We start from the raw sequence: 25,256 nt of genomic DNA on the forward strand, positions 1-25,256 counted from the left end.
GCTGAATGGATGACTTATCGGTCATGCGACTAAAGTCTTGAGGGGCTGCGCGTATTTGTCGCAGAGGGCGCTCGGCGACGAAGTGCAGGAACAAGATCGGCAAATCACAGTCTTTAAAGCTCGCGGGAACGCTCGCCCGCCAGGAAAATCAAGGCCTTGCGCCGGTTTAACCCTGGCATCCGTGGTGACTTTTCTTTATCGTACGCGCCCTTTGAAAATGCCTGGAAGATCAAAATGTTGGAAGCATCCCTCAGCCAATTGGAACAGCTCGTCAGCGACCTGGTGCAGCAGAACCAGACCCTCGCGCAAACCAATCAGAACCTGTCCACCGAACTGGCTCAGGCCAAGGATGAAAACGAAAGCCTGCAACTGAGCCTGATGGAACAGGAAGAAAAGCACGGCACCACCGCCGCCCGCATTCAGGCGCTGGTTGATCGCGTCAACGCCGGTCCCGTCAGCGCATGAACCACGGCACAGCAGGGGTAAAAGTCATCTCCATTCTCGGGGAGGACTATTCGATCAAGGCACCGGCCGGGGAAGAACAGACCCTGCTGGACGCAGCATTGATGCTAAAAGCCGCTTTGGCCGACACCAAACGCAAATACCCGACGCTGATCGGTGATCGCTTGCTGGTGCTGGCCGCGATGAATCTGTGCTCGCAGCAGATCGACATGAAGAAGCAGCATCAGGAAGAACTCGACCGTTACCAAGAGCAAGTCAGCGCCACGGTCGACACCATCGCCAAGACCATCAATCAGGGTTGACGGCGTTGCGCACAACCAAAGAATAGATTGTCGATCGGGTTGTATACAATCGGCACGGCTGTTGCATTGCTTCCGCCACTTATTCTTTGGGGGTGCTCCATGCAGTTGTGGCGACGCAGTATCCAATGGCAACTGATCCTCAGCATGGGCACCGCTCTGCTGGTCAGTATCCTGATCGTGGTTGGCATTTATACCCTGGTGGTCAACCGTCTCGCCCAGAGCTATCTGGTCGAACAAGCCTTGCCGTCGAGCATCGAAGCGACGCGCAACGACATCGAACGCATCCTCGTCCAGCCCCTTACCGCCGCCAAAGACATCGCCAGCAACACCATGGTGCGTGACTGGTTGGCGTCTGGCGAAGACAGCAGCAAAACGGCGGGCTTCGCGCAGTATCTGGAAGGCATCCGCGCCGAACACAAGGCTTTTACGGCTTTGATCATTGGCACCGAATCCAATCATTACATCACCGAAAAAGGCCTGGATCGCACCCTCAGTCGAACCAAGCCGGCCGATGCCTGGTTCTATTCCTTCCTCGACAGCAACCAGTCGCGCACCCTCAATATCGACAACGATGGCGCCACCGGAGAATTGGCGCTGTTTATCGATTTGAAGGTGGAGCAGGCCGGCAAAGTGGTCGGTGTGGCCGGTCTCGGGCTGAGCATGAAAGAGCTGTCGGAGCTTATTCACAACTTCAGCTTCGGCGAGCGCGGCAAGGTCTATCTCGTGCGTTCCGACGGTTTGATTCAGGTGCATCCTGAAGCGCAGTTCAGTGGCAAACGCACGCTTACGGAGCAGATTGGTGCTGCGGCGGCGCAAGCGGTCATGGGTCAAAAAATTGCCACGAACAGTAGCTTCCAGCGCGATGGCGAAGACTATCTGGCCTTCAGCCTGCCGTTGCGCGATCTGGGCTGGACGCTGGTGGCCGAAGTGCCGCAATCGCAAATCTACGCCGAAGCGCGCAAAGCGATGTGGATGAGTGGCGGCATCGGTCTGGCTGTAGCGCTGGTGTGCCTGGCCTTGGTGGTGTGGCTGGCGCGCGGGCTGGTGCGACCGATTCGTCAGGTAACAGCGGCGCTGGTAGCAATCGGTAGCGGCGGGGGAGATTTGACCCATCGGTTAGATTCCAGCCGTGCTGATGAGCTGGGTGATCTGGCGCGCGGCTTCAACCGCTTCCTCGACAGTCAGCGCGGCATGATCGCGGAAGTGCTGACCACCAGCGAGCGTCTGCGTACGGCAGTGGGGCAAGTGGCGAAGGTGGTCGAAAACACTGCCGAGCGCTCCGGCCGGCAGCAGGAAATGACCGACATGGTTGCCACCGCGGTTCACGAGATGGGCCTGACGGTTCAGGAAATTGCGCAGAACGCCGGCAACGCGGCGCTCGCATCGCAGACTGCGCGGGATGAAGCGATGCAGGCGCGGGAAGATGTTGGCGGGTCGATCCGGCATATCGAAAGCATGTCGGACGAAATTGGTCTGGCGGCGGGCGCAGTGGGTGAACTGGCGCATCAAGTGGCATCGATTGACTCGGTGTTGGCGGTGATTCGCGGGGTGTCTGAGCAGACGAATTTGCTGGCGCTCAATGCGGCGATTGAAGCGGCGCGTGCCGGGGATATGGGGCGTGGGTTTGCCGTTGTTGCTGATGAAGTGCGCACGTTGGCGCGGCGGACTCAGGCCTCCACTGACGAGATTCAGCAAATGATCGGCAGCCTCAAGCAGGGTGCGGAAAACGCTGTGTCGTCCATGCGTACAGGGCAAGCGGCGACGGGTACCGGGGTTGAGTCGAGTCAGCGTACGGGCGCTTCTTTGACCGCGATTACCGGGCAGGTCGAGCGCATCAGCGACATGAACCATCAGGTGGCGACGGCGACCGAGGAGCAGTCGGCGGTGACGGAGGAGATCAACCGCAACGTGCAGGGGATTTCCGATCTGGCGCGGGCGACGGCGGGGGAGGTTCGCGCTTGTCGTGAGGATTGTCAGATGTTGCAGAAACTGGCGGATGATTTGGCGCGGCAGATGGGTGGGTTCAGGTTGAGTTGAGTGTTGAGCCAGAAAAGCCCCTCACCCTAGCCCTCTCCCGGAGGGAGAGGGGACTGACCGGGTGGTTTTGCGTCATGCGCCGACCTGAAAGACCGAGTCGAATATGGATTCGGCAAGGCAATTTCAGGTCGATGTACGTCTTAAATATCCCCCTTTCGGCCCCCTCTCCCTCCGGGAGAGGGCTGGGGTGAGGGTAAGTTTTTAAAACCACGCATCCTGCATCGCCAGGCACGTATCATCCCGCGCCTCCAGCAACGCCAATTCATGGTGGCAACCCGGCACTTCCCACGTCAGAAAATACCGCGCCGCCTGTAACTTGCCTTTATAGAAGTCAGCATCGGCCGCATTGCCCTTGGCCAAGCCTTCCTCCGCACGAATTGCCTGTTCCAGCCAGCGCCAGCCAATTACCGCGTGCCCAAATACCTTCAGGTACAGCGCCGAGTTCGCCAGGCTGCTGTTGACCTTGCCCTGCGCCAGATCCGTCAGCAAACCAATGGTCACGGTTTGCAGGCGTGCCACCAGTTTTTCCAGTGGCTCACGCAGTGCGGTCAGCGAATCGTGCGCAGTCGAGCGTTCGGCAGTATTGGCAATCAGGCGAATCAGCTGCTTCAGCCCCGCGCCGCCGTTCTGCGCCAACTTACGCCCAAGCAAGTCCAGCGACTGAATGCCGTGAGTGCCTTCATGGATTGGGTTCAGACGGTTGTCGCGGTAGTACTGCTCGACTGGATACTCACGGGTATAACCGTGACCGCCAAGAATCTGGATCGCCAGTTCGTTGGCTTTCAGGCAGAACTCCGATGGCCAGGATTTGACGATTGGCGTTAGTAGATCCAGCAATTCCTGCGCTTGTTTACGCTCGGTTTCGCTTTCAAGCGTCGTGGTGTCATCGAACAGGCGAGCGGCGTACAAGCCGAGGTCAAATGCCCCTTCGACGTAGGATTTTTGCGTCAGCAGCATGCGTCTTACGTCGGCGTGCTGAATGATCGCCACCGGCGCGGTCGTCGGATCCTTGCTGTCCGGCACTCGACCTTGCGGACGTTCGCGGGCGTACTCTAGCGAGTACAAATAACCGGCGTAGCCGAGCATCACTGCGCCCATGCCGACGCCGATCCGCGCCTCGTTCATCATCTGGAACATGTAGCTCAAACCGCGATGTGGTTCGCCAACCAGATAGCCGACACACTCGCCGTTATCGCCGAAGTTCAGTGCGGTGGAGGTGGTGCCGCGCCAGCCCATTTTGTGGAATAACCCGGCCAGCAGCACGTCGTTGCGTGGGCCGAGGCTGCCGTCATCGTTGACCAGAAACTTTGGCACGATGAACAGCGAAATGCCTTTCACCCCCGGCGGCGCGTCCGGCAGTTTGGCCAGCACCATGTGTACGATGTTTTCCGAGAGCGGGTGATCGCCGCCGGAAATGAAAATCTTGTTGCCCTTGAGTCGATAGGTGCCGTCAGACGCCGGCTCGGCGCGTGTACGAATATCCGACAACGATGAGCCGGCGTGCGGCTCAGTCAGGGCCATAGTGCCGAAGAAGCGGCCGTCGATCATCGGTTGCAGGAAGCGCTGCTTTTGCTCTTCAGTGCCGAAGCTTTCGATCAGGTTCGCCGCGCCCATGGTCAGGAACGGGTACGAGGTCGAAGCAGCGTTGGCCGACTGGAAATGCGCGAAGCAGGCTTGCGACAGCAATGTAGGAAGTTGCATGCCGCCGGCGTCGAAACTTCTCGCGGCGTTGAGGAATCCGGCTTCAAGGAAGGCATCCACCGCCGGTTTTACCTCGGGAATCAAAATCGCCTTGCCGTCCTCGTAGCGCGGCTCGTTTTCGTCGCCCTTGCGGTTGTGCGGCGCGAAGTACTTCTCGGCGATATTGCGCGCGGTGCCGATGGCGGCATCGAAGGTCTCGCGGTTGTGCTCGGCAAAGCGCTCACGCCGGGTCAGGCCCTCGGCATCGAGGACTTCATACAGCTCGAAAGCCAGATTGCGGGAACTGAGCAGCGTCTCGGACATGGCGGCCTACCTGAAATTGGGGTTGGGCCGAGTCTAAGGCGGGGGAATAGAGGCTGGATAGGAAGATTGATCGCGGTGATGTTAGAGCCGAGCACCAACTTAACAAACACCCCATAACACTGTGGGAGCGAGCTTGCTCGCGAAGAGGGCGGCACATTCAACAGATGAGTTGACTGGCAAACCGCTTTCGCGAGCAAGCTCGCTCCCACAGGGATTGTTGCTATGCCGGGCACCAATGCAGGTGCCCGGTTTTTCGGTGTTAGCCGATAGTCATCAAGCTGGCATTACCACCCGCCGCCGCAGTGTTAACACTCAACGCGCGCTCAATCACCAGACGCTCCAGTGCAATGTTGGTCTCGCCCTGGGACAAGCCCTGAACCCCAACGATCGCGCCGGCACGCTTGGCAATCTGCTGGCAAACGCCGCGCAACTGGTCGGAATGGCCGTGATGCAGAACCGCATCAAACACCACTTCGTCTTTATTCCAGTCGGCAACCAGCTTGATCCGCGCCTGAATTTCCTTCGGCAGACGTGCGAACAATGCCTTGCTGATGTCGGACTCCGGCCACACTGCCGAACCGCCTACCGCCAGCACCGCCGCCAGTTGCGTCAGCAGATCACCTTCAACCTCGGCCAGGCACAACACGTGCTCGCGCGGCAGAATGGCGTAGCTGTTTTTCTCACCGGTCGGGCCGGCCAGTACGCGGGTGATGCCGCTCTGCGATTGCGCCGCGTACTGCACGCACAGGGTGCTCAGGTCGGCGTACTTGTTGCTTTCAGCCCAGGCTTTCAGGGCGTTCAGCGGTTTGCTCATGGCGTCGCGCAAACGAACGTCCGGGGCGATAACCGCATCACCGCGAGCGAAGGATTGTTCGATAGCGTCCGTAGGACGTGTCGCCAGCAAACGGTACAGGTACAGCGGGCCGCCGGCTTTCGGGCCAGTACCCGACAGGCCTTCGCCGCCGAATGGCTGCACGCCGACCACGGCACCGACGATGTTGCGGTTAACGTAGACGTTACCGGCGTTGACGTTGTCGATCACCTTGGCGATGGTCTCGTCGATCCGGGTGTGCACGCCCAGCGTCAGGCCATAACCGGAAGCGTTGATCTGAGCGATCAGTTGATCGATCTCTTTACGCTTGTAGCGCACCACGTGCAGCACCGGGCCGAAGATCTCGCGTTGCAGCTCGTCGAAGCTTTCCAGTTCGATCAGGGTCGGCATGACGAAGGTGCCGCGTTTGACCTCTTCGGTGTCGGCGATCGCCACTTGGTAAACATTGCGACCTTTGTCGCGCATGCCCTGGATGTGCTTGTCGATGCCAGCCTTGGCTTCGGCGTCGATCACCGGGCCGATGTCCACGGACAGGCGCTCCGGGTTGCCGAGACGGCTTTCCGCCATGGCACCTTTGAGCATTTCGATGACACGATCCGCGGAATCTTCCTGCAAGCACAGTACCCGCAGCGCCGAGCAACGCTGGCCAGCGCTGTCGAACGCCGACGACACCACGTCGATCACGACTTGTTCGGTCAGTGCCGAGGAGTCGACGATCATCGCGTTCTGCCCGCCGGTTTCGGCGATCAGCGGAATCGGGCGGCCCTGGCTGTCGAGACGGCCAGCGATGTTGCGTTGCAGCAGACGTGCGACTTCGGTGGAACCGGTGAACATCACGCCTTTAACGCGCTCATCGCCAACCAGACCGGCGCCGACGGTTTCACCGCGCCCCGGCAGCAATTGCAGCACGCCTTCCGGGATGCCGGCTTCGAGCAGCAAGCGCACGGCTTGAGCCGCGACCAACGGGGTTTGTTCAGCCGGTTTGGCCAATACCGGGTTACCGGCAGCCAATGCCGCAGCCACTTGGCCGCTGAAGATTGCCAGCGGGAAGTTCCACGGGCTGATGCACACGACTGGGCCCAATGGACGGTGGGCGTCGTTGCTGAAATCGTTGCGCGCTTGCACCGCGTAATAACGCAGGAAGTCGACGGCTTCGCGGACTTCGGCGATGGCGTTGGCGAAGGTCTTGCCGGCTTCGCGAGCCAACAGGCCCATCAGCGGCTGGATCTCGCCTTCCATCAAGTCAGCGGCGCGCTCCAGAATCGCCGCACGTTCGGCCGGCGGAGTGGCCTGCCAGATCGGCGCTGCGTTCAGCGCGCATTGAATCGCGTTGTCGACGTCTTCGACGGTGGCTTCCTGAACGTGACCGACCACATCGCGGTGATCCGCCGGGTTCAGCACGGCTGCCGGGGTTTCAGTGCTGGAAGCGCAACCGAGCATCGGCGCAGCTTTCCAGTCGGTGTGGGCAGTGGCGAGCAGGGCGCAGGACAGCGAAGCCAGACGATGTTCGTTGGCCATGTCGATGCCGCTGGAGTTGGCGCGCTCGGCACCGTACAGATCGCGCGGCAGTGGAATGCGCGGGTGCGGCAGGCCGAAACCACCTTCCACGGTCGCCATCTGCTCGATCTGCGCAACCGGATCGGCCACCAATTCCTGAATCGAAATCGACTGATCGGCGATGCGGTTGACGAACGAGGTGTTCGCGCCGTTTTCCAGCAAGCGACGTACGAGGTACGCCAGCAATGTTTCGTGAGTACCGACCGGTGCGTACACGCGGCACGGACGGTTCAGCTTGCCGTCGGAAACTTTACCTACAACCTGCTCGTAGAGCGGTTCGCCCATGCCGTGCAGGCACTGGAATTCGTACTGGCCGGGGTAATAGTTCTGACCGGCAATGTGGTAAATCGCCGACAGGGTATGGGCGTTGTGCGTGGCGAACTGCGGGTAGATGACTTCCGGCACCGACAGCAGTTTGCGTGCGCAAGCGATGTAGGAAACGTCGGTGTACACCTTGCGGGTGTAGACCGGATAGCCTTCCAGGCCTTCGACCTGAGCACGTTTGATTTCGCTGTCCCAGTACGCGCCTTTCACCAGACGGATCATCAGGCGATGACGGCTGCGACGGGCCAGATCGATCACGTAGTCGATCACGTATGGGCAACGTTTCTGATAAGCCTGAATGACGAAACCAATGCCGTTCCAGCCAGTCAGTTGCGGCTCGAAGCACAGGCGCTCTAGCAGATCCAGCGACAGTTCGAGACGGTCGGCTTCTTCGGCGTCGATGTTCAGGCCGATGTCGTATTGCTTGGCCAGCAGGGTCAGCGACAGCAGGCGCGGGTACAACTCGTCCATCACACGCTCGTACTGCGCACGGCTGTAACGCGGGTGCAATGCCGACAGCTTGATGGAGATGCCCGGGCCTTCATAAATCCCACGACCGTGGGACGCTTTGCCGATCGAGTGAATGGCTTGTTCGTACGACGCCAGGTACTTCTGCGCGTCGTGTTCGGTCAGCGCCGCTTCACCGAGCATGTCGTAGGAATAACGGAAGCCCTTGGCTTCGAACTTGCTCGCATTGGCCAGCGCTTCGGCGATGGTTTCGCCGGTGACGAACTGCTCGCCCATCAGGCGCATGGCCATGTCGACGCCCTTGCGGATCATCGGTTCGCCGCTCTTGCCGATGATGCGGCTCAGCGACGAGGTCAGGCCGGCTTCGTTGTGCGTCGAGACCAGTTTGCCGGTCAGCAGCAGACCCCAGGTGGCGGCGTTGACGAACAGCGACGGGCTGTTGCCCAAATGCGGGTGCCAGTTGCCGGTGCTGATCTTGTCGCGGATCAGCGCATCACGAGTGCCCTTGTCCGGGATACGCAGCAGCGCTTCGGCCAGGCACATCAGTGCCACGCCTTCCTGGGACGACAAGGAAAATTCCTGCAGCAGACCTTGAACAATGCCTGCACGACCGCCGGCACTTTTCTGGTTACGCAGTTTTTCCGCGATGGAGGCGGCGAGTTTGTTGGTGGCTTCAGCCATGGCGACCGGCAGGCGAGCCTGCTCGATCAGCATCGGCACGACTTCCGGCTCAGGGCGACGGTAAGCGGCAGTGATCGAAGCGCGCAGAACGGACTGCGGCAGGATGCTTTCAGCGAATTCAAGGAAGCACTGGTGAGCGTGATCGTTGTGGACTTCGCCCGCCTCATCGGCGTCCTTGGCGGTCAAACCGTTCAGCTCGGTCAGGGTTGCACCACCCTCGAGTTTCTCCAGGTAATTGAAAATTGCCTGCTTGATCAGCCAGTGCGGTGTGCGATCAATCGAGGTCGCGGCAGCCTTCAGGCGCTCGCGGGTCGGGTCATCGAGTTTGACCCCAAGGGTGGTGGTAGCCATATTTTTATCCTCATGGTTGCCACAGTTGCGTGGCATCAGCTGGCCGCAAGATTAGCCGTGCGCTGAAAGAGGTGCAACCGGGTGCAACCCTTTTTTTGCCGGAATAATAAGCAGCTCGTCAGGAATTATTTTCTGGTACGAAAGTACTGCTCCTGCTTGGTGCTTTTGCTTCTAGCAAATGGCCATGACTGCCACAAAAGGGAGCAAAAACGCGGTGATTGTCGATAAAACCGACTAGGTGCAACTTATTCTCACGAAACTGGTTGCACCTCTTTTGCTTTGTTGCATAGGATTCGCGCCCAAGGTGCAACCGGGAAAATAATCCGGTGTATCGGCTGATGGCTTTCCTGGGGAAACATCAGTCCTAAATGCGCGGGATCCCGAATCGTCTGCCAAACGTCGTCGTTTGCGCGCGGTTCATCACCGCCGCTACATAAAAACAAAGCCAGGGCGTAACTTAATGAGCGTTAGCAATCCAACCTTGATCACGTTCGTGATCTACATCGCAGCAATGGTGCTGATCGGCTTGATGGCCTATCGCTCCACCAACAACCTTTCTGACTATATTCTGGGCGGCCGCAGCCTGGGCAGCGTCGTCACCGCGCTATCCGCCGGTGCGTCCGACATGAGTGGCTGGTTGTTGATGGGCCTGCCAGGCGCCATCTACATGTCCGGTTTGTCCGAAAGCTGGATCGCCATCGGCCTGATCGTCGGTGCTTACCTGAACTGGCTGTTCGTTGCCGGCCGTCTGCGTGTGCAGACCGAGCACAACGGCGACGCCCTGACCCTGCCGGACTACTTCGCCAGCCGTTTCGAAGACAAAAGCGGTCTGCTGCGGATTATCTCGGCGATCGTGATTCTGGTGTTCTTCACCATCTATTGCGCTTCCGGCATCGTTGCCGGCGCCCGTCTGTTCGAAAGCACCTTCGGCATGTCCTACGAGACGGCGCTGTGGGCCGGTGCTGCGGCGACGATTGCCTACACCTTTATCGGCGGTTTCCTCGCGGTAAGCTGGACTGACACGGTTCAGGCGACCCTGATGATTTTCGCGCTGATCCTCACGCCGATCATCGTGCTGCTGGCCACTGGCGGCGTCGACACCACGTTCCTGGCCATCGAAGCGCAAGATCCAAGCAACTTCGACATGCTCAAAGGCACCACTTTCATCGGCATCATCTCGCTGATGGGCTGGGGTCTGGGCTACTTCGGCCAGCCGCACATCCTCGCGCGTTTCATGGCGGCGGATTCGGTGAAATCGATCGCCAAGGCGCGTCGCATTTCCATGACCTGGATGATCCTGTGCCTGGGCGGCACCGTGGCCGTCGGCTTCTTCGGTATCGCGTACTTCTCGGCGCACCCGGAACTGGCCGGTCCCGTCACCGAGAACCACGAGCGTGTGTTCATCGAACTGGCGAAAATCCTCTTCAACCCATGGATTGCCGGTGTACTGCTGTCGGCCATTCTGGCTGCGGTGATGAGCACCCTGAGCTGCCAGTTGCTGGTGTGCTCGAGCGCCCTGACCGAAGACTTCTACAAAACCTTCCTGCGTAAATCGGCCTCGCAGTTGGAGCTGGTCTGGGTCGGTCGCGCCATGGTTTTGCTGGTTGCGTTGATCGCCATCGCACTGGCGGCCAACCCGGATAACCGCGTACTGGGCCTGGTGTCCTACGCTTGGGCCGGTTTCGGTGCTGCGTTCGGTCCGGTTGTGCTGATCTCGGTGATCTGGAAAGACATGACCCGCAACGGCGCACTGGCCGGTATCGTGGTTGGTGCCGTCACCGTGGTGGTCTGGAAGCATTTCGAACTGCTGGGTCTGTACGAAATCATCCCTGGCTTCATCTTCGCCAGCCTGGCGATCTACTTTGTCAGCAAGGCGGGCGAACCGACTCGCGGCATGGTTGAGCGTTTCGAGGCAGCGGAAAAAGATTTCAATCTGAACAAGTAAAACGCTGAGCTACGGCTCACATGAAAACGGCCCGTTTCCTACAGGAAACGGGCCGTTTTTTATTGCCTGTAATTTTTCATTCACCGCAGTCCCTGTAGGAGTGAGCCTGCTCGCGATAGCGGTCTGACATTCAACATTGATGTCATATGACACAACGCCATCGCGAGCAGGCTCACTCCTACAGGGATCTGCTGTGGGGTTTGAGGGATTTGTCTGTAGTCGTTTGCGCCAATTTTCTGAGGTTTTTTCGACAACAGAAGTAGGGCAAATCTGATTTTTCCGTCCCCCACTCAACACCCCTTGCCCCTCATGCAGAATCGCCCGCCCTCACTCTGCAGAGACACATCGGATGTTCGCGCCTGCCAATCAACCGCGTTTCACGTTGACCCTCGAAGGCGCCCAAATTGACCTCAAAGTCCTTGAGTTCACGGGCAAGGAAGCCATCAGCCAACCCTTTCGTTTCGAGCTGGAACTGGTCAGTGAACGACCCGATCTGGATCTCGAAAGCCTGTTGCACTGTCAGGCGTTTCTCAGCTTTGACGCTGACGGTTCCGGCGTTCACGGTCAGATTTATCAGGTCGGGCAGGGCGATTCCGGGAAACGTCTGACGCGCTATCACCTCAGCCTGGTCCCGCGTCTGACGTACCTCGGGCACCGCATCAATCAGCGTATTTTTCAGCATCTCAGCGTTCCGCAAATCGTTGAGCAAATCCTCAAGGATCACTCGATCCTGCGCGATGCCTTCGAATTTCGCCTCGGCAGCGATTACCCGGTGCGTGAATATTGCGTGCAGTACGGGGAGAGTGATCTGGCGTTCATCCAGCGTCTGTGTGCGGAAGTCGGCATCCATTATCACTTTCAGCACAGCCTCGAAGGGCACTTGCTGGTATTCGGCGACGACCAGACCGTGTTCCCCAAGCTCTCCGAGCCGACCTTGTATCTGCCGGGCAGCGGCATGCTCGGTGCGGCGCCGGCGATCAAGCGCTTCAACGTTCGTGTGGAAACCCGTACCAGCGTGGTCACCCGGCGCGACTACGACTTCGTAAAACCGCGCCTGCAACTGGAAAGCCGTATCGACAGTGAGCAGCGCCCGGTGCTGGAGGACTATCACTTTCCCGGCCAATTCAAAGATCGTGAAACCGGCAAGCACCTCGCCCAGCGCGCACTTGAACGGCATGTCGCCGATTACCGCCAGGCCGAGGGCCTTAGCGACGAATCCTCCTTGGTGTGCGGACATTTCCTGCAACTGGCCGACCATCCGCGCCAAGACTGGAATGACCTGTGGTTGCTGACTGCCATCGAGCACCATGGGCGACAGCCGCAAGTGCTGGAAGAAACGGCGACCAGCGATGGGGAAGGTTTCCAGGGTTACCGTAATACCTTTCTCGCCACGCCGTGGGACGTGTTCTTTCGTCCGGCGCTGGGCTCGGAAAAACCGCGCATGCTCGGTTATCAACCGGCCGTCGTCACCGGCCCGAAAGACATGGAAATCCATTGCGACGAGTACGGTCGGGTCAAGGTGCAACTGGCCTGGGATCGTGATGGTGAGTTGAACGAGCATTCCAGTTGCTGGCTGCGTGTCGCCAGCGGCTGGGCCCACGACGCTTATGGCAGCGTGCTGATTCCGCGAGTCGGCATGGAAGTGCTGGTCGGTTTCATCGACGCCGATGCCGACAAACCGCTGGTCATGGGCTGCCTGCCAAATGCTGCGACGCCAGTGCCGCTGAATCTGCCCGCCGACAAAACCCGCAGCATTTTCCGCAGCCAGAGCAGTCCCGGCGGTGGCGGCTACAACGAAGTGCGCATCGAGGATCGCAAAGGCGCCGAGGAAATCTACCTGCGCGCCCAGCGCAACTGGACGCAGCACGTGCTGCACGATCAACAAGTGCAAGTGGATAACCAGCGCAACATCGTCGTCACCGGCCTTGCTCGCCATGAGTTGAAAGCCGATGAGCAGCGCATCACCCACGGACAGCGCCAGATCGAGGTGAAGCAGGATGATCACCTGACCGTGATCGGTGATCAGCATGTTCGCGTGAGCAGTCAGGCGCTTAACGCCAGTGCGCAAATCCATATCAGCGCTGGCCAGCAAGTGGTCATTGATGGCGGCGCGAGTGCAACGATTCAGGCGGGCGGGCAGTGGATCAACATCGGCCCCGGCGGGATTTTCAGCAGCGTGCCGATTGTCGTGGGTGGCGCGCCGATGGCGGCGCTGAATGCAGCACCGGTCGTGCCGGGACTGCCGGAGAAACTGGCCGCAGCGTCGGCGGCGATGCTCACGGCGGCGCAAATCATGAGCCTGAAAGGTGATGCGCCGTTCTGCGAAGAGTGCGAGCGGTGTAAGGATGGCATCTGCCCGACACCGAGCGGGTTGACCCAATCCCCAAAGTCCTCAGCCCGGCCGGCGCCTTCCAGCGTTGAGCCGGGCTTTCATATTGTTGAACAGGGAATGTCTCGGTCTGCACTGGAATCGACACTGTTCCCGCAGCCGGATCCGGCCGTGCTGGAGAAATTCCGCAGTCTGAATCCGCAGCTCAGCCAATACGCCAAACCTGGGCAACTGATCGTTCTGAGCGATCCGCGTAATACGCAATGCACTCGGGAAGAGGCGTTATTGATGGAGGCGGCGCAGAAAGTTGATGCGGCGTTGGCGCCAATGAGTGACTCGGAGGCCGAGTTTATGGCTCGGCATCATGGGGAGATTGAGTCGTTTTTATCGCAGGGTTCGACAAGCGTGGGGATTGGGGCAGCGATGTTCAGTAATCACCTGAAAAGTCTCGCCAGCACGTTGAGTGAGTTGGAGTCACTGCATAAGGAAACCTTCGATAAACACGGCAAGCTTAAAGGTGCTGATTTCTTTGCCAAGCGAACACAGTTGATGACGCAACTGGATAACAGCCTCAGTCCCTTGATGCGAAAAATGGCTGGTTTTCCCGATCACCCCAACCTTAGGAAAGCGCTGGGCATTTCCAGTCGCAGCCTTGTCCATCACTGGAGCAAGGTGGGCAGTTCAGCCGGAATTCCGGGGTATGCGACGCATATTGAGGGGGTTAGCAAGGCTGCCAAAGTGATGAAATTGGGTGGTTGGATTGGGGTCGGTCTAGGGGGCGCAGCTTCGACGCTGAAAGTAAGTGAAGTATGTCGAACTGGACGTGAAGAGGCGTGTAAGAAAGTTAGGATGACTGAAAGTGGAAAGTTTATCGGGGTTGTGGTGGGTGGTACTTACGGTCCGGCGATAGCTACTCCAATTTGCGCTGCAATCAGTGTGACAGGGTACGGAGCCATTGCCTGCGCTCTTGTACTTTCAGGCGTAGGAACATTGGGTGGCGGATTGCTGGGGGAGGCCTTGGGAGAGGGCGCTGGAGAAGTTGTGTATGAATGGGTTGAGGGAAGATGAGCGCAAAGGATGTTTATTTTGTATTTGTGATTTTTGATCTATTGCTTGGGTTGGCCTTACTGTTTGCTCAATTGTATTTTTCGCACTTTAAGCTGGACATGCTTATTGGGTTGTTGAGTAATTCTTATGGTGTAAAGATTCGTCATCCTTTTATGAAGATGGGTTTCGGTGGCAGGATGTTTTTAACGATGAACCTTAGCTGGATGCTTTTTAGACACAAAGTGTCTATCAGGAATGGGGAACTGGATCCGCAAGATTACGAGAATGTTCCATCAGCGCTAAGAGTCTATTCTCAGGGCATGCAACTTTTTGGGTTTGTAATGGGTGTGCTGATGATTATTCTTTTCATAGTTGGAAAATTCAGTGGGTGGTTAAAGTAAATCTTCCCCATAACTGGTGGGTGGAGAGGTTGGTGCCATATTCGGGTGCTATCCATTCGGGGAGTGGGGCGAGCAAGGGGCAGATGTTGTCTATGAAATCCAGAAATGAGATCTGATATTGAAATACTCTTCCTGTTGAGTGGTTTGGTATTGATTGCACTTATTTTTCTGTCGTCCTTGATTTTGCTGTTTGTCGCTTATTTTTTTGCGCGGGATATCTTTGAGTATTTGAGCAATTCGCCGGCTGTTATTTCTAGAAGGCGCACCTTGGGATGGGAGCCGATTGGCCGATTTCTATTTATTAATAGTGTGGGCACGCTCATGATCTTCTCGCGTAAATCCATACGAAATGGTGAGCTGGACGCCAAGGATTACGAAGCCTTGCCGGTAGGCTTGCGGCGGATAATTTTATTTTCCAATTGGATGATGTTGGTGTTAAGCACCATTGCAATAATCGGTGCGGTGTTGGGAAAGGTTAATGGTTGGCTGAGTTAACCATTTTTCGATGATCAATCTGTTTTTGCCATTCAGGTTGTTTCTTTACGCTGGTTTGTAACTCAGCCATTTGTTTTTGTAGACAACAGCATTCTTGATATTGTCGAGAGCTGCATAGGACCTTGAATGAATAAACTGATTCCCCAGCATTGGTTACAGCGTCAGCCGCTAATGGCCGATGAACAACTGTTTGCAGTTCTCAGCAGCATCAGCGATGGCGAGCCGTTCAAGGTCTGGAGCGGGTCAACTACCGCACAAGCGCCAAGTCCGATTTGGGCGGACACTATTTACGCTGAGTGGGATACGGTGATGCCATATGTGGGAATTGTCGCTGCGGACAGTGAGTTTCTGGATTGGGTGGCGACTACTGAGTCTCTTGATTGGGGCTGGCTGGCGGTTTCTTCGGCGAGCCTTGAAGTGGTGGTCGAGCATTTTCGCAGCTTGACTCAGGTACTGATGCCGGACGGGAAAACGGTGTTTTTTCGATTCTGGGATGGACGTTTTCTGTTGCCGATTCTGCAGTCTGATGCAGTAGATTCGGTGCAGCTGTTGCCGGTTATCTCGCGCGGTTTGATCAATGGTCAGGCAATTGATATCGGTGGCGTGGCGCAGGTTTCTGGACGAGTTTTTCCTTGGTGGAAGGTGCCGGATTCGGTGTTGGTTTCGACGGGTGACGAAGTCCGGGTCAGCAATACTCTGCAGTGGCTGAGCGAGGAACATCCGCCAATTTTCGAAGCGTTTCCCGAGCCGGTTTTGCGTTGCAAGGTCAGGCAGTTTTTTCAGGTTTCGGTGTCGGAAGATTCGTCGCAGTTAGCGTTGTTGGCCTATTTGCGGGACGAAGATAAGTAAGATTTCCGGGCGAAGGTGTCGGACTTTTCCTTCGAGTTGCGGCGGTTTCCATGAACTGGTGGGCGGTGGGCTGCAGGGATAGTCTTTTGGCTGTCACCGCAAATTCGGTGGCAGGGCGTGGAAGCCCTTTTATCGTTAGGCGCATGAAGCAACACCAGGCAGGCATTCTTTGCTCTCTGTTTTTATGGTGGCTGTGCGCGGGGCGCTTTCGAGTGCGCCGGGTGCCTAACGTCCCGGTCTTCCACACCTGCGTACAGCCGCCACCTATTGCGTGGAAGTAAAAGTGGCGGCTCCAGTTCATACGTTAGGAGTCAGTCCATTGAAAAATTTAAAACCCGATCCACCCTACAAAAAAATCACTCCCCATCCCGACAACCGCTTCATGGCCCTGACCAGCAACTGCAGCGATATGCCCACGCTGTTCATCGACACTCATGCGCCGCTCGACATCCTCATGGACGCCGCCAACTACCGCCTCCGCGCCGTGGCTCAAGTGCTGGAAAACATGTGCATGCGCGGCTCGATCGAGTGCGACTCCGTCATCCTCAGCGATTTCGCCCAACTCTGCGTGATCCCCTTGCGCGACGGTTGTGATGTGCTTGATGTCATCGGCAGGCGCCTGCGCAGCATGCCTTAACGCCGGTGTTGTGACAGATCCTTCCTGCCTTGGTATATGGAAGGATCACTAACCACCTGTGAGAATTTTAATTCTGTAGGTACTGATCCTGTGACTTGATAAAAGCGTCGAACGCAGGAGAGTTGTAAATTTCGAGGCAAGAATAGAACACGATATTTTTGCCCGACTGTTTGCTGATTGAAGATGTCTTCGTGTACGCCTCTGTCACGAATTTTTCGGTTTCGAGGTAGGGGTCGTGGGTGACTTCCAGTGTGTCCTCATTCTGTAATATAGCGTGTTCCCCTTTGCCCATAACTGAGTAAGCGCCAATCGCAAGTCCGAGGTCTGACTTGATGTCTGATGCACTCTTGAATTGATTCGATATGCAGTTAGCTAGGCCGTAATTCTTCAGTGAGGTTCTTGCACTATTGAGATCTGCTTCACTTGAAATGGCGTTAGCGGACAGGCCAAGAATGCCTATTGCGATAAGCAGCTGGAATTTCATCCCTTTAACTCCCAGAAATTGATTTTTTCCAGCTTTACGTCTGGCCTATCGTAAGTGTGACTGTCTGAGCGGTGGTAGTCACTGTTATCGCCGGTCGCGCTACCGTTCCACAAAGTCGCATGACCCGTCGCATCGCTCCAGCCATTGATCTCCATGATAATCACGCCTTTCTTACCATTGATGTAATTTGCCTCGCTCATTTTCAACTCACGATCCGGAGCACCCCAATTATGTTTCAGGAAAGCCAGAAAATCTGCAACTTTCATGATATAGGGGAGTTGATCCGCACCAGCAAGACGATAGATGGATTTGCTTGGAATGATCGTTCCTTTCGGTATTTTGTATCCACCATAGTTGAACCCTCTACTTATCCTCAGAGCGCATGCGTTTGCGTAAGCATCAGGTTTTTCTGCTCTGGCAGCTTCGACATTGCCTCCTACGAGCGCGTACACATCAATCGAGCTTTTAAGACCAACTTCTGCGTAGGCTATCCACAAGGTGCTGAATTTTGGCCTTTTTACGAGGATGTTGGAGGTGACTCCACCGGCACTGATATTGAGCTGAGCCATTAAATTTCTCCCTCCATATCAAAGGCTTCAGCCTCAAAAGCGTTTGGAATGATCGCTATACCTTTCGGGCCCACGGTGCCAGACAGCGCTTTTTCGGTTGCACCGCTGATCGTCACGGTAACGGTCTCGCCGGGTGAATAGCCGGAAGTTTTCACATGAATATTCAAGTCGGTATAAAAGCGCGACACCGAATCCACCGGAGTTTGGTTGGCTCCATATGAAAACGTTATGCGTTGAATACTTTTCGGTTTGGGGACCAAAGGAATGATGGGAGAGAAGCTTGCAGCGCTATGTTCGCCTCCACCAAAGACGGAGGATTGAGCAAAGAGAACAGTGTTGGATTTCGGCGGACAGCCACACGCTACATAATCACCCTCAAGCGCAACCAGTCCTGCAGGCAGAGTGATAGTTCGCGGGCCTACCGCGACAATCGGGCCTTTACCCGGAGGGCATACGGGACAGCTGGCCATATGGCCGAGAGATGAAGTGCTCACCGCGTAATCAATGTTGATTCCGATGTTTCCTTCCAGAACCGCGCCCCCGGTTGATGTAGGGGCGCCGATACCGATCACCTTTCTTCCCATGTAAATTTCCCTCTTTACAGGTTTTAAGTGATACGGATATTCGCATTCCCTTCGCTTGTGCGACGACGGTTATGCTGCCGCAAAATGTTTCTTGATGTTGCTCGGGCTTTACGAGACATCGCCTTTAACCACCATCTGCGCGCCGTGATTCAGGTGCTGGAAAACATGTGCATGCGCGGCTCGATCGAGTGCGACTCCGTCATCCTCAGCGATTTCGCCATGCTGTGTGTGATTCCGCTACGTGATGGCTGTGATGTGCTGGATGTCATCGGTAAGCGGTTGAGTGCGGAGTCTTCAAATCAAAGCCCCTCACCCTAGCCCTCTCCCAGAGGGAGAGGGGACTGACCGAGTCGGCTGGGTGATCTACGCCGACTTGCGCCTTCAGCGGCGATTTGGCTTGGCCAAGCCTGGATACGGGTTGTTCTTTCAGGGGACTGACCGAGTCGGCCGGGCGATGTACTCCGACTTGCGACTTCAGCGATGAACCTGGCTTGGCCAAGCCTGAGATCACGCTGATTTTTCAGGTCGACATAAGCCGCAAGATCACCTCAATCAGTCCCCTCTACCTCTGGGAGAGGGCTAGGGTGAGGGCGCGCATTTGTCCGCTCAGCCGCCAACCCCTGACTTGCCGCGCGGTAAAAGGTAAACTTTGCGCCCTTCGCAGGAGCAGCCATGAATTATCGTCACGCCTTCCATGCCGGCAATCACGCCGATGTGTTCAAACACCTGACCTTGACCCGCCTCATCGCCCTGATGTCGCGCAAGGAGCAGCCGTTTGCCTATCTCGACAGCCACGCCGGCATCGGTCTGTATGACTTGCAGGGCGATCAGGCGAATCGCACCGGCGAGTACCTGGAAGGCATCGCGCGCTTGTGGGATCAGCCGGATCTGCCAGCGCTGACTGCCGACTACATGAAAGTGCTGCACGAGATGAATCCGGATGGCCAGTTGCGCTACTACCCGGGGTCGCCGGAGCTGGCGCGGCGTCTGACGCGGCCGCAGGATCGGGTGATGCTCAACGAGAAGCACCCGGAGGACGGCGTGCTGCTCAAGGACAACATGGCCGGTGATCGTCGGGTGAAAGTACACCTCGGCGAGGGTTGGCATGTGGCGCGGGCGATGTTGCCGGTGCAGGAAAAGCGCGCGGTGATGCTGATCGATCCGCCGTTCGAACAGCTTGATGAGATGCAACGTTGCGCGGCGTCGTTGAAAGAGGCCATTGGCCGCATGCGCCAAACGGTGGCGGCTATCTGGTATCCGGTGAAAGACCCGCGTGCGCTGCGTCGTTTCTATCAGGATCTGGCCGGGAGCGGCGCGCCGAAGCTGTTGCGTGTGGAGTTGCTGGTGCATCCGCTGGATACGCCGAACAGTCTGAACGGCTCCGGAATGGCGATTGCCAATCCGCCGTGGGGGCTGGAGGAAGAGTTGCGTGAGTTGCTGCCGTGGTTGTCGAAGAAACTGGGGCAGACTCAGGGTGGCTGGCAGATGGATTGGTTGATTGCTGAGAGCTGATCCGTTGGTTTGATGGTGTCTGAGCGGACGCCTTCGCGAGCAAGCCCGCTCCCACATTTGGAACGCATTTCAAATGTGGGAGCGGGCTTGCTCGCGAAGCTTCTAAGCTTTAATTACCCGCCAGACTCGGTGGCATGCACACGCCGGTGCCGCCAATCCCGCAATAACCTTCAGGATTCTTCGCCAGATACTGCTGGTGATACGTCTCGGCGAAGTACACGGTCGGCGCCTGTTCGATCTCGGTGCTGATTTCACCCAGGCCAGCCTTCGACAATTCAGCCTGATACACCGCTTTGCTCTTCAGCGCCGCGTCCAGATGCTCAGGTGAAGTCGCGTAGATCACCGAGCGGTACTGCGTGCCGATGTCGTTGCCCTGACGCATGCCTTGCGTCGGGTTGTGCAGTTCCCAGAACATCGCCAGCAGCTCTTCGTAGCTGACTTTATCCTTGTCGAACACCACCAGCACTACTTCGGAGTGGCCGGTCAGGCCTGAGCAGACTTCTTCGTAGGTCGGGTTTGGCGTGAAGCCGCCAGCGTAACCGACGACCGTGCTAACCACGCCTTCGCGCTGCCAGAAGCGGCGCTCGGCGCCCCAGAAGCAACCCAGACCGAAAATCGCAAAATCGACGTCCTGGAAAAACGGGCCGAGCAGCGGGGTGTCTTCAAACACGAAGTGTTTTTCAGGCAGGGTCATCGCGGTTTCGCGGCCGGGCAGAGCTTGTTCTTTGGTTGGAAGCACGTTTTTGTTCACCAGAATTTCCGAGCGCAGAACCATGATCAGTCCTCTCAGTCAGGTTGGATGTAAAAAGTCAGACCGCCAGTGTGCCCAATGATGCCCGACTTCGCACTATCAAAACTGTGGGAGCGGGCTTGCTCGCGAAAGCGGTGTGTCAGGCTGGAGAAATATTGACTGATGCACCGCATTCGCGAGCAAGCCCGCTCCCACAGGGGGAATTCATCCATAGAGAGAGCGGCGGGGGGTTAGAGGGCGAGCGGGCCGCGTGGGTAGCGCTTGAGCGCCTGAATCAGCTCGCCGCCGGGGATCGGCCGGTCGAACAGGTAACCCTGGCCGACGTCGCAGCGATGGCGACGGAGGAACGCCAGTTGCTCGGCGGTCTCGATGCCTTCCGCCACAACCTTGAGCTTGAGGTTGTGCGCCATGGCGATCACCGCTGAGGTGATTTCCATGTCGTCCTGGTTGTCGGGGATTTCGTGGATAAAGCTGCGATCGATCTTGATGATGTCGATCGGGAATTTCTTCAAATAGCTCAGCGACGAATAACCGGTACCGAAGTCGTCCATGGCCAAGGTCAGGCCCAGACGCTTGAGCTGATCAAGCTGCAAGTGCGTGTCTTCAGTGGCTTCCAGCAGCAAACCTTCGGTCAGTTCCAGTTCGAGCAGATGGGCCGGCAGCGCTTCTTCCTTGAGGATGTTGGCGATGGAGGCGACCAGATCCGGGTCGGAAAACTGTTTCGGCGAGAGGTTGATCGCCACTTGCAGATTGCCCATGCCGGCAGCGGTCAGCGCTTTACTCATGCGGCAAGCCTGACGCGCGATCCACTTGCCGATCGGAATGATCAACCCGGTTTCTTCGGCAACGCTGATGAACTGATCCGGGCGAATCATCCCGCGTTCCGGGTGATTCCAGCGCAGCAGTGCTTCCATGCCCAGCAAGCGACCGCTGCGCAGGCACAACTTGGGCTGGTAGAACACGTCCAGCTCATTCTGGGTCAGGGCGCGGCGCAGGTTGTTCTCGACGAACAGTTTGTAACTGGCCTCGGCGTTCAGCGCTTCGGTGAAGACTTGCACCTGGTGTTTGCCGTTGGCCTTAGCCTTATGCAGTGCCAGACCGGCGTTACGCATCAGGGTTTGCGGGTCGCGACCGTGCAGCGGTGCACAGGCCAGACCGACCGAGCCGGTGACACTGATCAACTGGTTGTCGACGAACATCGGTTTATCCAGCGTCGCCAACAATTGGTTGGCGATCTGCTGACCGGTCGCCAAATCGGTGTCGTCGAGCAGCACGGCAAATTCATTACTGGCGAATCGCGCGAGGCTGCCACTCGGGCTGAGGCTGTTGCGCAGACGCCGGGCCAGACTGATCAGCAGTTTGTCGCCGGTCTGGTGGCCGAGGCTGTCGTTGATGCGCTTGAAGTTGTCGATGTCGACCAGCAACAGGCTGATCGGGGTATCGCTATCCCGGGCGAAGCGTTCGTCCAGATTGCGGATAAACGCCGGGCGGTTACCGAGGTTGGTCAGGTTGTCGGTGTAGGCCAGGCGCTCGATGCGCTGTTGCGCGAGCTTGGTCTGGGTAATGTCTTCGTAGATGCCGATGTAATGCGTCAGCTCACGGTTGTCGCCGTAGACCTTGGAGATCGACAACTGGCCCCAGTACGGTTCGAGGTTTTTCCGGCGGCTCTTGAATTCGCCCTGCCAACTGTTGCTCTTGGCCAGTGCGGAAGGTGCATCGAACAGCAGCTCGCTAAGGTTTTCCAGCGCCGGCAACTCGGACAGTCGCTGGCCGTGGACTTCCTCGGTGGTGTACTGGGTGATCGCGGTGAAGCTCGGGTTGACGTACTCGACCACGCCGTCGCAATTGACCAGCAAAAACGCGTTGGCGCTTTGCTCGACCGCACGCTGAAACAGGTGCAGGGCGCTGGTGGCGGTGCGGCGGTTGTGGTTGTTGATGACTTGCGCGAACTGGTCGGCCAACTCGCCGGCGAAGGCGATCTCGTCGGACTGCCAGGCGCGAGTGACGCCGGTCTGTTCCAGACACAACACGCCGACGACCTGACCATCGACACGAATGCTGGCATCGAGCATCGCGTTGACGTCGCGCGGGCGCAGGGCTTCGGCCATTTCGCGGGTGCGCGGATCACGCATCGCGTTGTGCGCGTCGATGGCGCGGCTGCTCTGCAACGCTTCCATGTAATCGGGGAAGGTGCTGACGTCGATCACGTCCGGCAGGATGTATTCCTGCGTCGTGCGGTGGTACGCCGAGATCGGCACCAGTTGCTGGCCTTCGAGGTTCCACAGGCTGGCGCAGTCGATTTCATAGATATCGCAGGCGCAGCGGGTGATCAGTTCGGCGGCTTCCTGCAACGAGTTGTGCGTGCTGTAGCGCTGACGGGCAAGCAGCAAAATCAAATCCTGCTGGGCGCGGACACGCTCCAGATGCAGCAGTTGTTCCTGCTGCGCGCGCTGATTGAGTTCGAGGGCGATTTGCAGGCGCGAATTTTGGGTTTCGAGATCGACCGAGGGTTGCAGCGGCGCATCGTCGAAGACGTCATCGACCGCCAGCAAATAGCCGCGCAGCAGGTGACGATTGTGTTGTTTGTAGGCTTCGCCCAGTTCAAGAATATTCAGCGCGCCGGCCGGGGTGTGCAGCGTGTAACGCACCAGATAATGCGGGCTGGCGCCGAGTTGTTGCTGGATCGCGTCGTGCAGTTGATAGCGCGCTTCCGGCTCCATCAGGCTGGCGTAAGGCGAGCCGACCAGAGCGCACAGCTCGACAGCAGGCTGGCCGAACTGGCGTTCGCAATTCGGATCGAGAAAGAGCATCGCCCAACTGGCTTCATTCAAGCGCTCGAAACGCAGCATGCCGAGCCGCGAGGGCACAGGCAACTGCGTCACTACCTCGGCCACCATACGGCTGGCGGCATCGGGTTGGCTCTTCATGAAGGGAACTCGCTTGGAAATATGCTGAACGCGCCGGGCTCTCGCCCTCTTAAACGTTGCCTGCGGCAAGGTTGCATCATTGCAGCACTGACTGACAAGAGTGATGAAGGCCAAGTGCTATAAGAATATGTCGGCTGGAGTGAACATTTCTCCAGCGTCTATTTGAAAACAGCAAAAGATCGCAGCCAGCGCCCACGTTTGAAGAGAAATGCGATCCCTGTAGGAGCTGCCGAAGGCTGCGATCTTTTAAGGTTTAGCGCAGATCTATTGCAATCGACTGCAACGGCTTCCCATCGCGATCATGGTAATTCACCACAATCCGCTCAGCCTCGACCACCATGTGCGCAAAGTTGTCCTGACTGATCACCTCGCTGGTCAACTCATGCACATAATCCCCCACCGCCGTGCGCACCAGCGGCTGATCCAGAATGAACGTGGATGCCTTGGCATACGGCAGCAGTTTGCTGTTGCACAGCGGCGATGACACCACGGTGTGCACTTCGAATTCAGGATCTTCACTGTGCGTCAGACGCGCAGTCATCGAGCCATGCACGTCGCCGGAAATGAAGATCACATTGCTGATCCGCCGGGTACGAATGGTTTCCAGCAGACGTAAACGCTGCTCCGGAAAAGCCTTCCAGGCATCATCACCAAGGCTTTTGCCGTCCGGGTAGAACATCACGCTGGTGACCACGAATTTGACCCGCGCCGTGCTGTTGATCAGCCAGTCCAGCAGCGCTTGCTCCTGTTCGTCGTCGAGGATGCGTCGATCATCGGCCGACAAGTTGCGTCGGGTGCGGCTATCGGTGACAAACCATTCGAGATCGCCGTCGCTGAATTGATACCAGTAATGCTGGATAGATGAATGATCAACTTGGCCTTTAGTTGCCAAAGAACAGGCCGGGCTATGGCTGGCTTGATACAGTTCATAGGCTTTGGTGGCGTTGTTATATAACGCGTCGTCACCTGCTTCGGCATTCGCCGGCCAGTTGTCCTCGATTTCATGGTCATCAAGAATCATATACGTCGAAGTTTCCGACATTAAACGCTTTATGTTGGGTTGCGAAAACGCTGCGCGGTATTTTGCGAGAATATCTTTGTATTCGTGATCAGGCGCAATCAAGTTGAGATCGTCGACATAGATCTGATCGCCGGTCATCAACATTGCACTGATGGGTGGTTGTATTCCCTCAATCAATTGACGGATTGAAGCAAAGATCCGGTCACCGAACTGCGGCAGCACCGCAACACCCGCCGTCATGCGCAGGTAACGGCACGAACCAACGATGTAGGCGCGCGGCTGCAATGGTTCGCCGGAGCGGGTGCGAAAACGGTGAGTCTCGCGCGGCCACTGCAGCGGCAGTTCGGCGACACTGTCGACGGTGTGTACCGGACTCATCGGGCTGAACCAGCCGGTTTGATATTCGTACTCGGTGTTTTCAAGTAAGTTGTGAAGTGCGATCACATTGGACATGTCGCGAGATTCGTCGAGTTTGGCAAAAATGCCTTTAGTCCATTGTTGCGTGTCGCTGGCCCGATAACGAATGCCGGCGAACACCTGAAGATCTTTTTGAAACTCGCCGCGAATAAATATCCGCGCCTGGTTAGTTGTAACGTGGCCAATGATCGGGCCGATAGTCGGTTTTAACATGTTCGAATCCATTCGAATGAGTGTCAGATAAAACTAAAAGGTATTTTGACTGTGCTG

Annotated in this window: 17 protein-coding genes and 2 pseudogenes; 11 read left to right on the forward strand and 8 right to left on the reverse strand. The window is 57.3% G+C overall.

The features are described 5' to 3' along the window. The first annotated feature begins 234 nt into the window (after positions 1-234). The 3 genes from KFS80_RS11455 to KFS80_RS11465 all read left to right on the forward strand — a co-directional run bounded on the left by KFS80_RS11455 (position 235) and on the right by KFS80_RS11465 (position 2,801). Positions 235-465 (forward strand): hypothetical protein, encoded by a 231-nt coding sequence (locus KFS80_RS11455; RefSeq protein ID WP_159811663.1) that lies wholly within the window; start codon positions 235-237, stop codon positions 463-465. Then, positions 462-764, forward strand: a complete 303-nt coding sequence (locus KFS80_RS11460) for a cell division protein ZapA (RefSeq protein ID WP_053116699.1) — start codon at positions 462-464, stop codon at positions 762-764. The genes KFS80_RS11455 and KFS80_RS11460 overlap by 4 nt, the downstream gene beginning before the upstream one ends. A 99-nt stretch (positions 765-863) precedes the next feature. Beyond that, entirely contained in the window at positions 864-2,801 is a 1,938-nt protein-coding gene (locus KFS80_RS11465; protein ID WP_212544859.1) for a methyl-accepting chemotaxis protein, read from the forward strand. Between the two features lie 201 nt (positions 2,802-3,002). Here the strand turns inward: KFS80_RS11465 and KFS80_RS11470 are convergent, their stop codons facing one another. Both KFS80_RS11470 and putA read right to left on the reverse strand, forming a co-directional pair. After that, entirely contained in the window at positions 3,003-4,805 is a 1,803-nt protein-coding gene (locus KFS80_RS11470; RefSeq protein ID WP_212544860.1) for an acyl-CoA dehydrogenase, read from the reverse strand. A 259-nt stretch (positions 4,806-5,064) separates the two neighbouring features. Further along, on the reverse strand, positions 5,065-9,018 hold the full coding sequence (gene putA, locus KFS80_RS11475) for a trifunctional transcriptional regulator/proline dehydrogenase/L-glutamate gamma-semialdehyde dehydrogenase (protein WP_212544861.1): 3,954 nt from the start codon (positions 9,016-9,018) through the stop codon (positions 5,065-5,067). Between the two features lie 460 nt (positions 9,019-9,478). On the opposite strand from putA, the gene putP reads away from it, so the two are divergent. From putP to KFS80_RS11505, 6 genes and pseudogenes are all read left to right on the forward strand, one after another. Next, positions 9,479-10,963: a sodium/proline symporter PutP gene (gene putP / locus KFS80_RS11480; protein ID WP_212544862.1), complete on the forward strand. Its 1,485-nt coding sequence runs from the start codon at positions 9,479-9,481 to the stop codon at positions 10,961-10,963. A 349-nt stretch (positions 10,964-11,312) separates the two neighbouring features. Next, positions 11,313-13,319 (forward strand): annotated as a pseudogene (locus tag KFS80_RS11485) (type VI secretion system Vgr family protein); the annotation flags it as partial. Positions 13,320-14,356: 1,037 nt separating this feature from the next. Further along, a complete protein-coding gene (locus KFS80_RS11490) occupies positions 14,357-14,740 on the forward strand; it encodes a hypothetical protein (protein WP_212544863.1) in 384 nt (127 codons plus the stop codon). 105 nt (positions 14,741-14,845) lie between these two features. Then, the gene (locus KFS80_RS11495) at positions 14,846-15,235 is read left to right on the forward strand and encodes a hypothetical protein (RefSeq protein ID WP_053116705.1); all 390 of its coding nucleotides are present in this window, start codon (positions 14,846-14,848) and stop codon (positions 15,233-15,235) included. A 126-nt stretch (positions 15,236-15,361) separates the two neighbouring features. Then, the gene (locus tag KFS80_RS11500) at positions 15,362-16,084 is read left to right on the forward strand and encodes a DUF4123 domain-containing protein (protein WP_212544864.1); all 723 of its coding nucleotides are present in this window, start codon (positions 15,362-15,364) and stop codon (positions 16,082-16,084) included. Positions 16,085-16,403: 319 nt separating this feature from the next. Next, positions 16,404-16,721: a hypothetical protein gene (locus KFS80_RS11505; RefSeq protein WP_212544865.1), complete on the forward strand. Its 318-nt coding sequence runs from the start codon at positions 16,404-16,406 to the stop codon at positions 16,719-16,721. Positions 16,722-16,788: 67 nt separating this feature from the next. On the opposite strand, the gene KFS80_RS11510 is transcribed toward KFS80_RS11505, so the two are convergent. The 3 genes from KFS80_RS11510 to KFS80_RS11520 are packed head-to-tail and all read right to left on the reverse strand — an operon-like array spanning position 16,789 to position 18,358. Beyond that, complete coding sequence (locus tag KFS80_RS11510; protein WP_212544866.1) at positions 16,789-17,205, reverse strand: hypothetical protein; 417 nt, start codon at positions 17,203-17,205, stop codon at positions 16,789-16,791. Beyond that, positions 17,202-17,774: a type VI secretion system amidase effector protein Tae4 gene (locus KFS80_RS11515; RefSeq protein WP_212544867.1), complete on the reverse strand. Its 573-nt coding sequence runs from the start codon at positions 17,772-17,774 to the stop codon at positions 17,202-17,204. Before KFS80_RS11515 ends, KFS80_RS11510 begins: the two co-directional genes overlap by 4 nt. Then, positions 17,774-18,358, reverse strand: coding sequence for a PAAR domain-containing protein (locus KFS80_RS11520; protein WP_212544868.1), 585 nt, complete (start codon positions 18,356-18,358; stop codon positions 17,774-17,776). Before KFS80_RS11520 ends, KFS80_RS11515 begins: the two co-directional genes overlap by 1 nt. A 120-nt stretch (positions 18,359-18,478) precedes the next feature. Between KFS80_RS11520 and KFS80_RS11525 the strand changes: the two are divergent. Together KFS80_RS11525 and KFS80_RS11530 are read left to right on the forward strand one after the other, a co-directional pair. Continuing rightward, positions 18,479-18,676 (forward strand): annotated as a pseudogene (locus tag KFS80_RS11525) (hypothetical protein); the annotation flags it as partial. A gap of 354 nt (positions 18,677-19,030) precedes the next feature. Next, a complete protein-coding gene (locus tag KFS80_RS11530; RefSeq protein ID WP_159811674.1) occupies positions 19,031-19,870 on the forward strand; it encodes a 23S rRNA (adenine(2030)-N(6))-methyltransferase RlmJ in 840 nt (279 codons plus the stop codon). Positions 19,871-19,979: 109 nt separating this feature from the next. Here KFS80_RS11530 and msrA read toward each other — a convergent pair whose 3' ends face one another. The 3 genes from msrA to KFS80_RS11545 form a co-directional block, all read right to left on the reverse strand. After that, on the reverse strand, positions 19,980-20,645 hold the full coding sequence (gene msrA, locus KFS80_RS11535; protein WP_053116709.1) for a peptide-methionine (S)-S-oxide reductase MsrA: 666 nt from the start codon (positions 20,643-20,645) through the stop codon (positions 19,980-19,982). Positions 20,646-20,851: 206 nt separating this feature from the next. Further along, positions 20,852-23,548, reverse strand: coding sequence for a putative bifunctional diguanylate cyclase/phosphodiesterase (locus tag KFS80_RS11540; RefSeq protein WP_053116710.1), 2,697 nt, complete (start codon positions 23,546-23,548; stop codon positions 20,852-20,854). 253 nt (positions 23,549-23,801) lie between these two features. Next, the gene (locus tag KFS80_RS11545) at positions 23,802-25,199 is read right to left on the reverse strand and encodes an alkaline phosphatase D family protein (RefSeq protein WP_212544869.1); all 1,398 of its coding nucleotides are present in this window, start codon (positions 25,197-25,199) and stop codon (positions 23,802-23,804) included. Between the last annotated feature and the right edge of the window lie 57 nt (positions 25,200-25,256).

This window comes from Pseudomonas rustica (assembly GCF_018336155.1).
Taxonomy (GTDB): Bacteria; Pseudomonadota; Gammaproteobacteria; order Pseudomonadales; family Pseudomonadaceae; genus Aquipseudomonas; species Aquipseudomonas rustica.

Bases quoted from the DNA above. Each gene is read 5' to 3' on its own strand.
- KFS80_RS11455 (WP_159811663.1), top strand. From the start codon at position 235: ATGTTGGAAGCATCCCTCAGCCAATTGGAACAGCTCGTCAGCGACCTG.
- KFS80_RS11460 (WP_053116699.1), top strand. From the start codon at position 462: ATGAACCACGGCACAGCAGGGGTAAAAGTCATCTCCATTCTCGGGGAG.
- KFS80_RS11465 (WP_212544859.1), top strand. From the start codon at position 864: ATGCAGTTGTGGCGACGCAGTATCCAATGGCAACTGATCCTCAGCATG.
- KFS80_RS11470 (WP_212544860.1), bottom strand. From the start codon at position 4,805: ATGTCCGAGACGCTGCTCAGTTCCCGCAATCTGGCTTTCGAGCTGTAT.
- putA (WP_212544861.1), bottom strand. From the start codon at position 9,018: ATGGCTACCACCACCCTTGGGGTCAAACTCGATGACCCGACCCGCGAG.
- putP (WP_212544862.1), top strand. From the start codon at position 9,479: ATGAGCGTTAGCAATCCAACCTTGATCACGTTCGTGATCTACATCGCA.
- KFS80_RS11490 (WP_212544863.1), top strand. From the start codon at position 14,357: ATGAGCGCAAAGGATGTTTATTTTGTATTTGTGATTTTTGATCTATTG.
- KFS80_RS11495 (WP_053116705.1), top strand. From the start codon at position 14,846: ATGAGATCTGATATTGAAATACTCTTCCTGTTGAGTGGTTTGGTATTG.
- KFS80_RS11500 (WP_212544864.1), top strand. From the start codon at position 15,362: ATGAATAAACTGATTCCCCAGCATTGGTTACAGCGTCAGCCGCTAATG.
- KFS80_RS11510 (WP_212544866.1), bottom strand. From the start codon at position 17,205: ATGAAATTCCAGCTGCTTATCGCAATAGGCATTCTTGGCCTGTCCGCT.
- KFS80_RS11515 (WP_212544867.1), bottom strand. From the start codon at position 17,774: ATGGCTCAGCTCAATATCAGTGCCGGTGGAGTCACCTCCAACATCCTC.
- KFS80_RS11520 (WP_212544868.1), bottom strand. From the start codon at position 18,358: ATGGGAAGAAAGGTGATCGGTATCGGCGCCCCTACATCAACCGGGGGC.
- KFS80_RS11530 (WP_159811674.1), top strand. From the start codon at position 19,031: ATGAATTATCGTCACGCCTTCCATGCCGGCAATCACGCCGATGTGTTC.
- msrA (WP_053116709.1), bottom strand. From the start codon at position 20,645: ATGGTTCTGCGCTCGGAAATTCTGGTGAACAAAAACGTGCTTCCAACC.
- KFS80_RS11540 (WP_053116710.1), bottom strand. From the start codon at position 23,548: ATGAAGAGCCAACCCGATGCCGCCAGCCGTATGGTGGCCGAGGTAGTG.
- KFS80_RS11545 (WP_212544869.1), bottom strand. From the start codon at position 25,199: ATGTTAAAACCGACTATCGGCCCGATCATTGGCCACGTTACAACTAAC.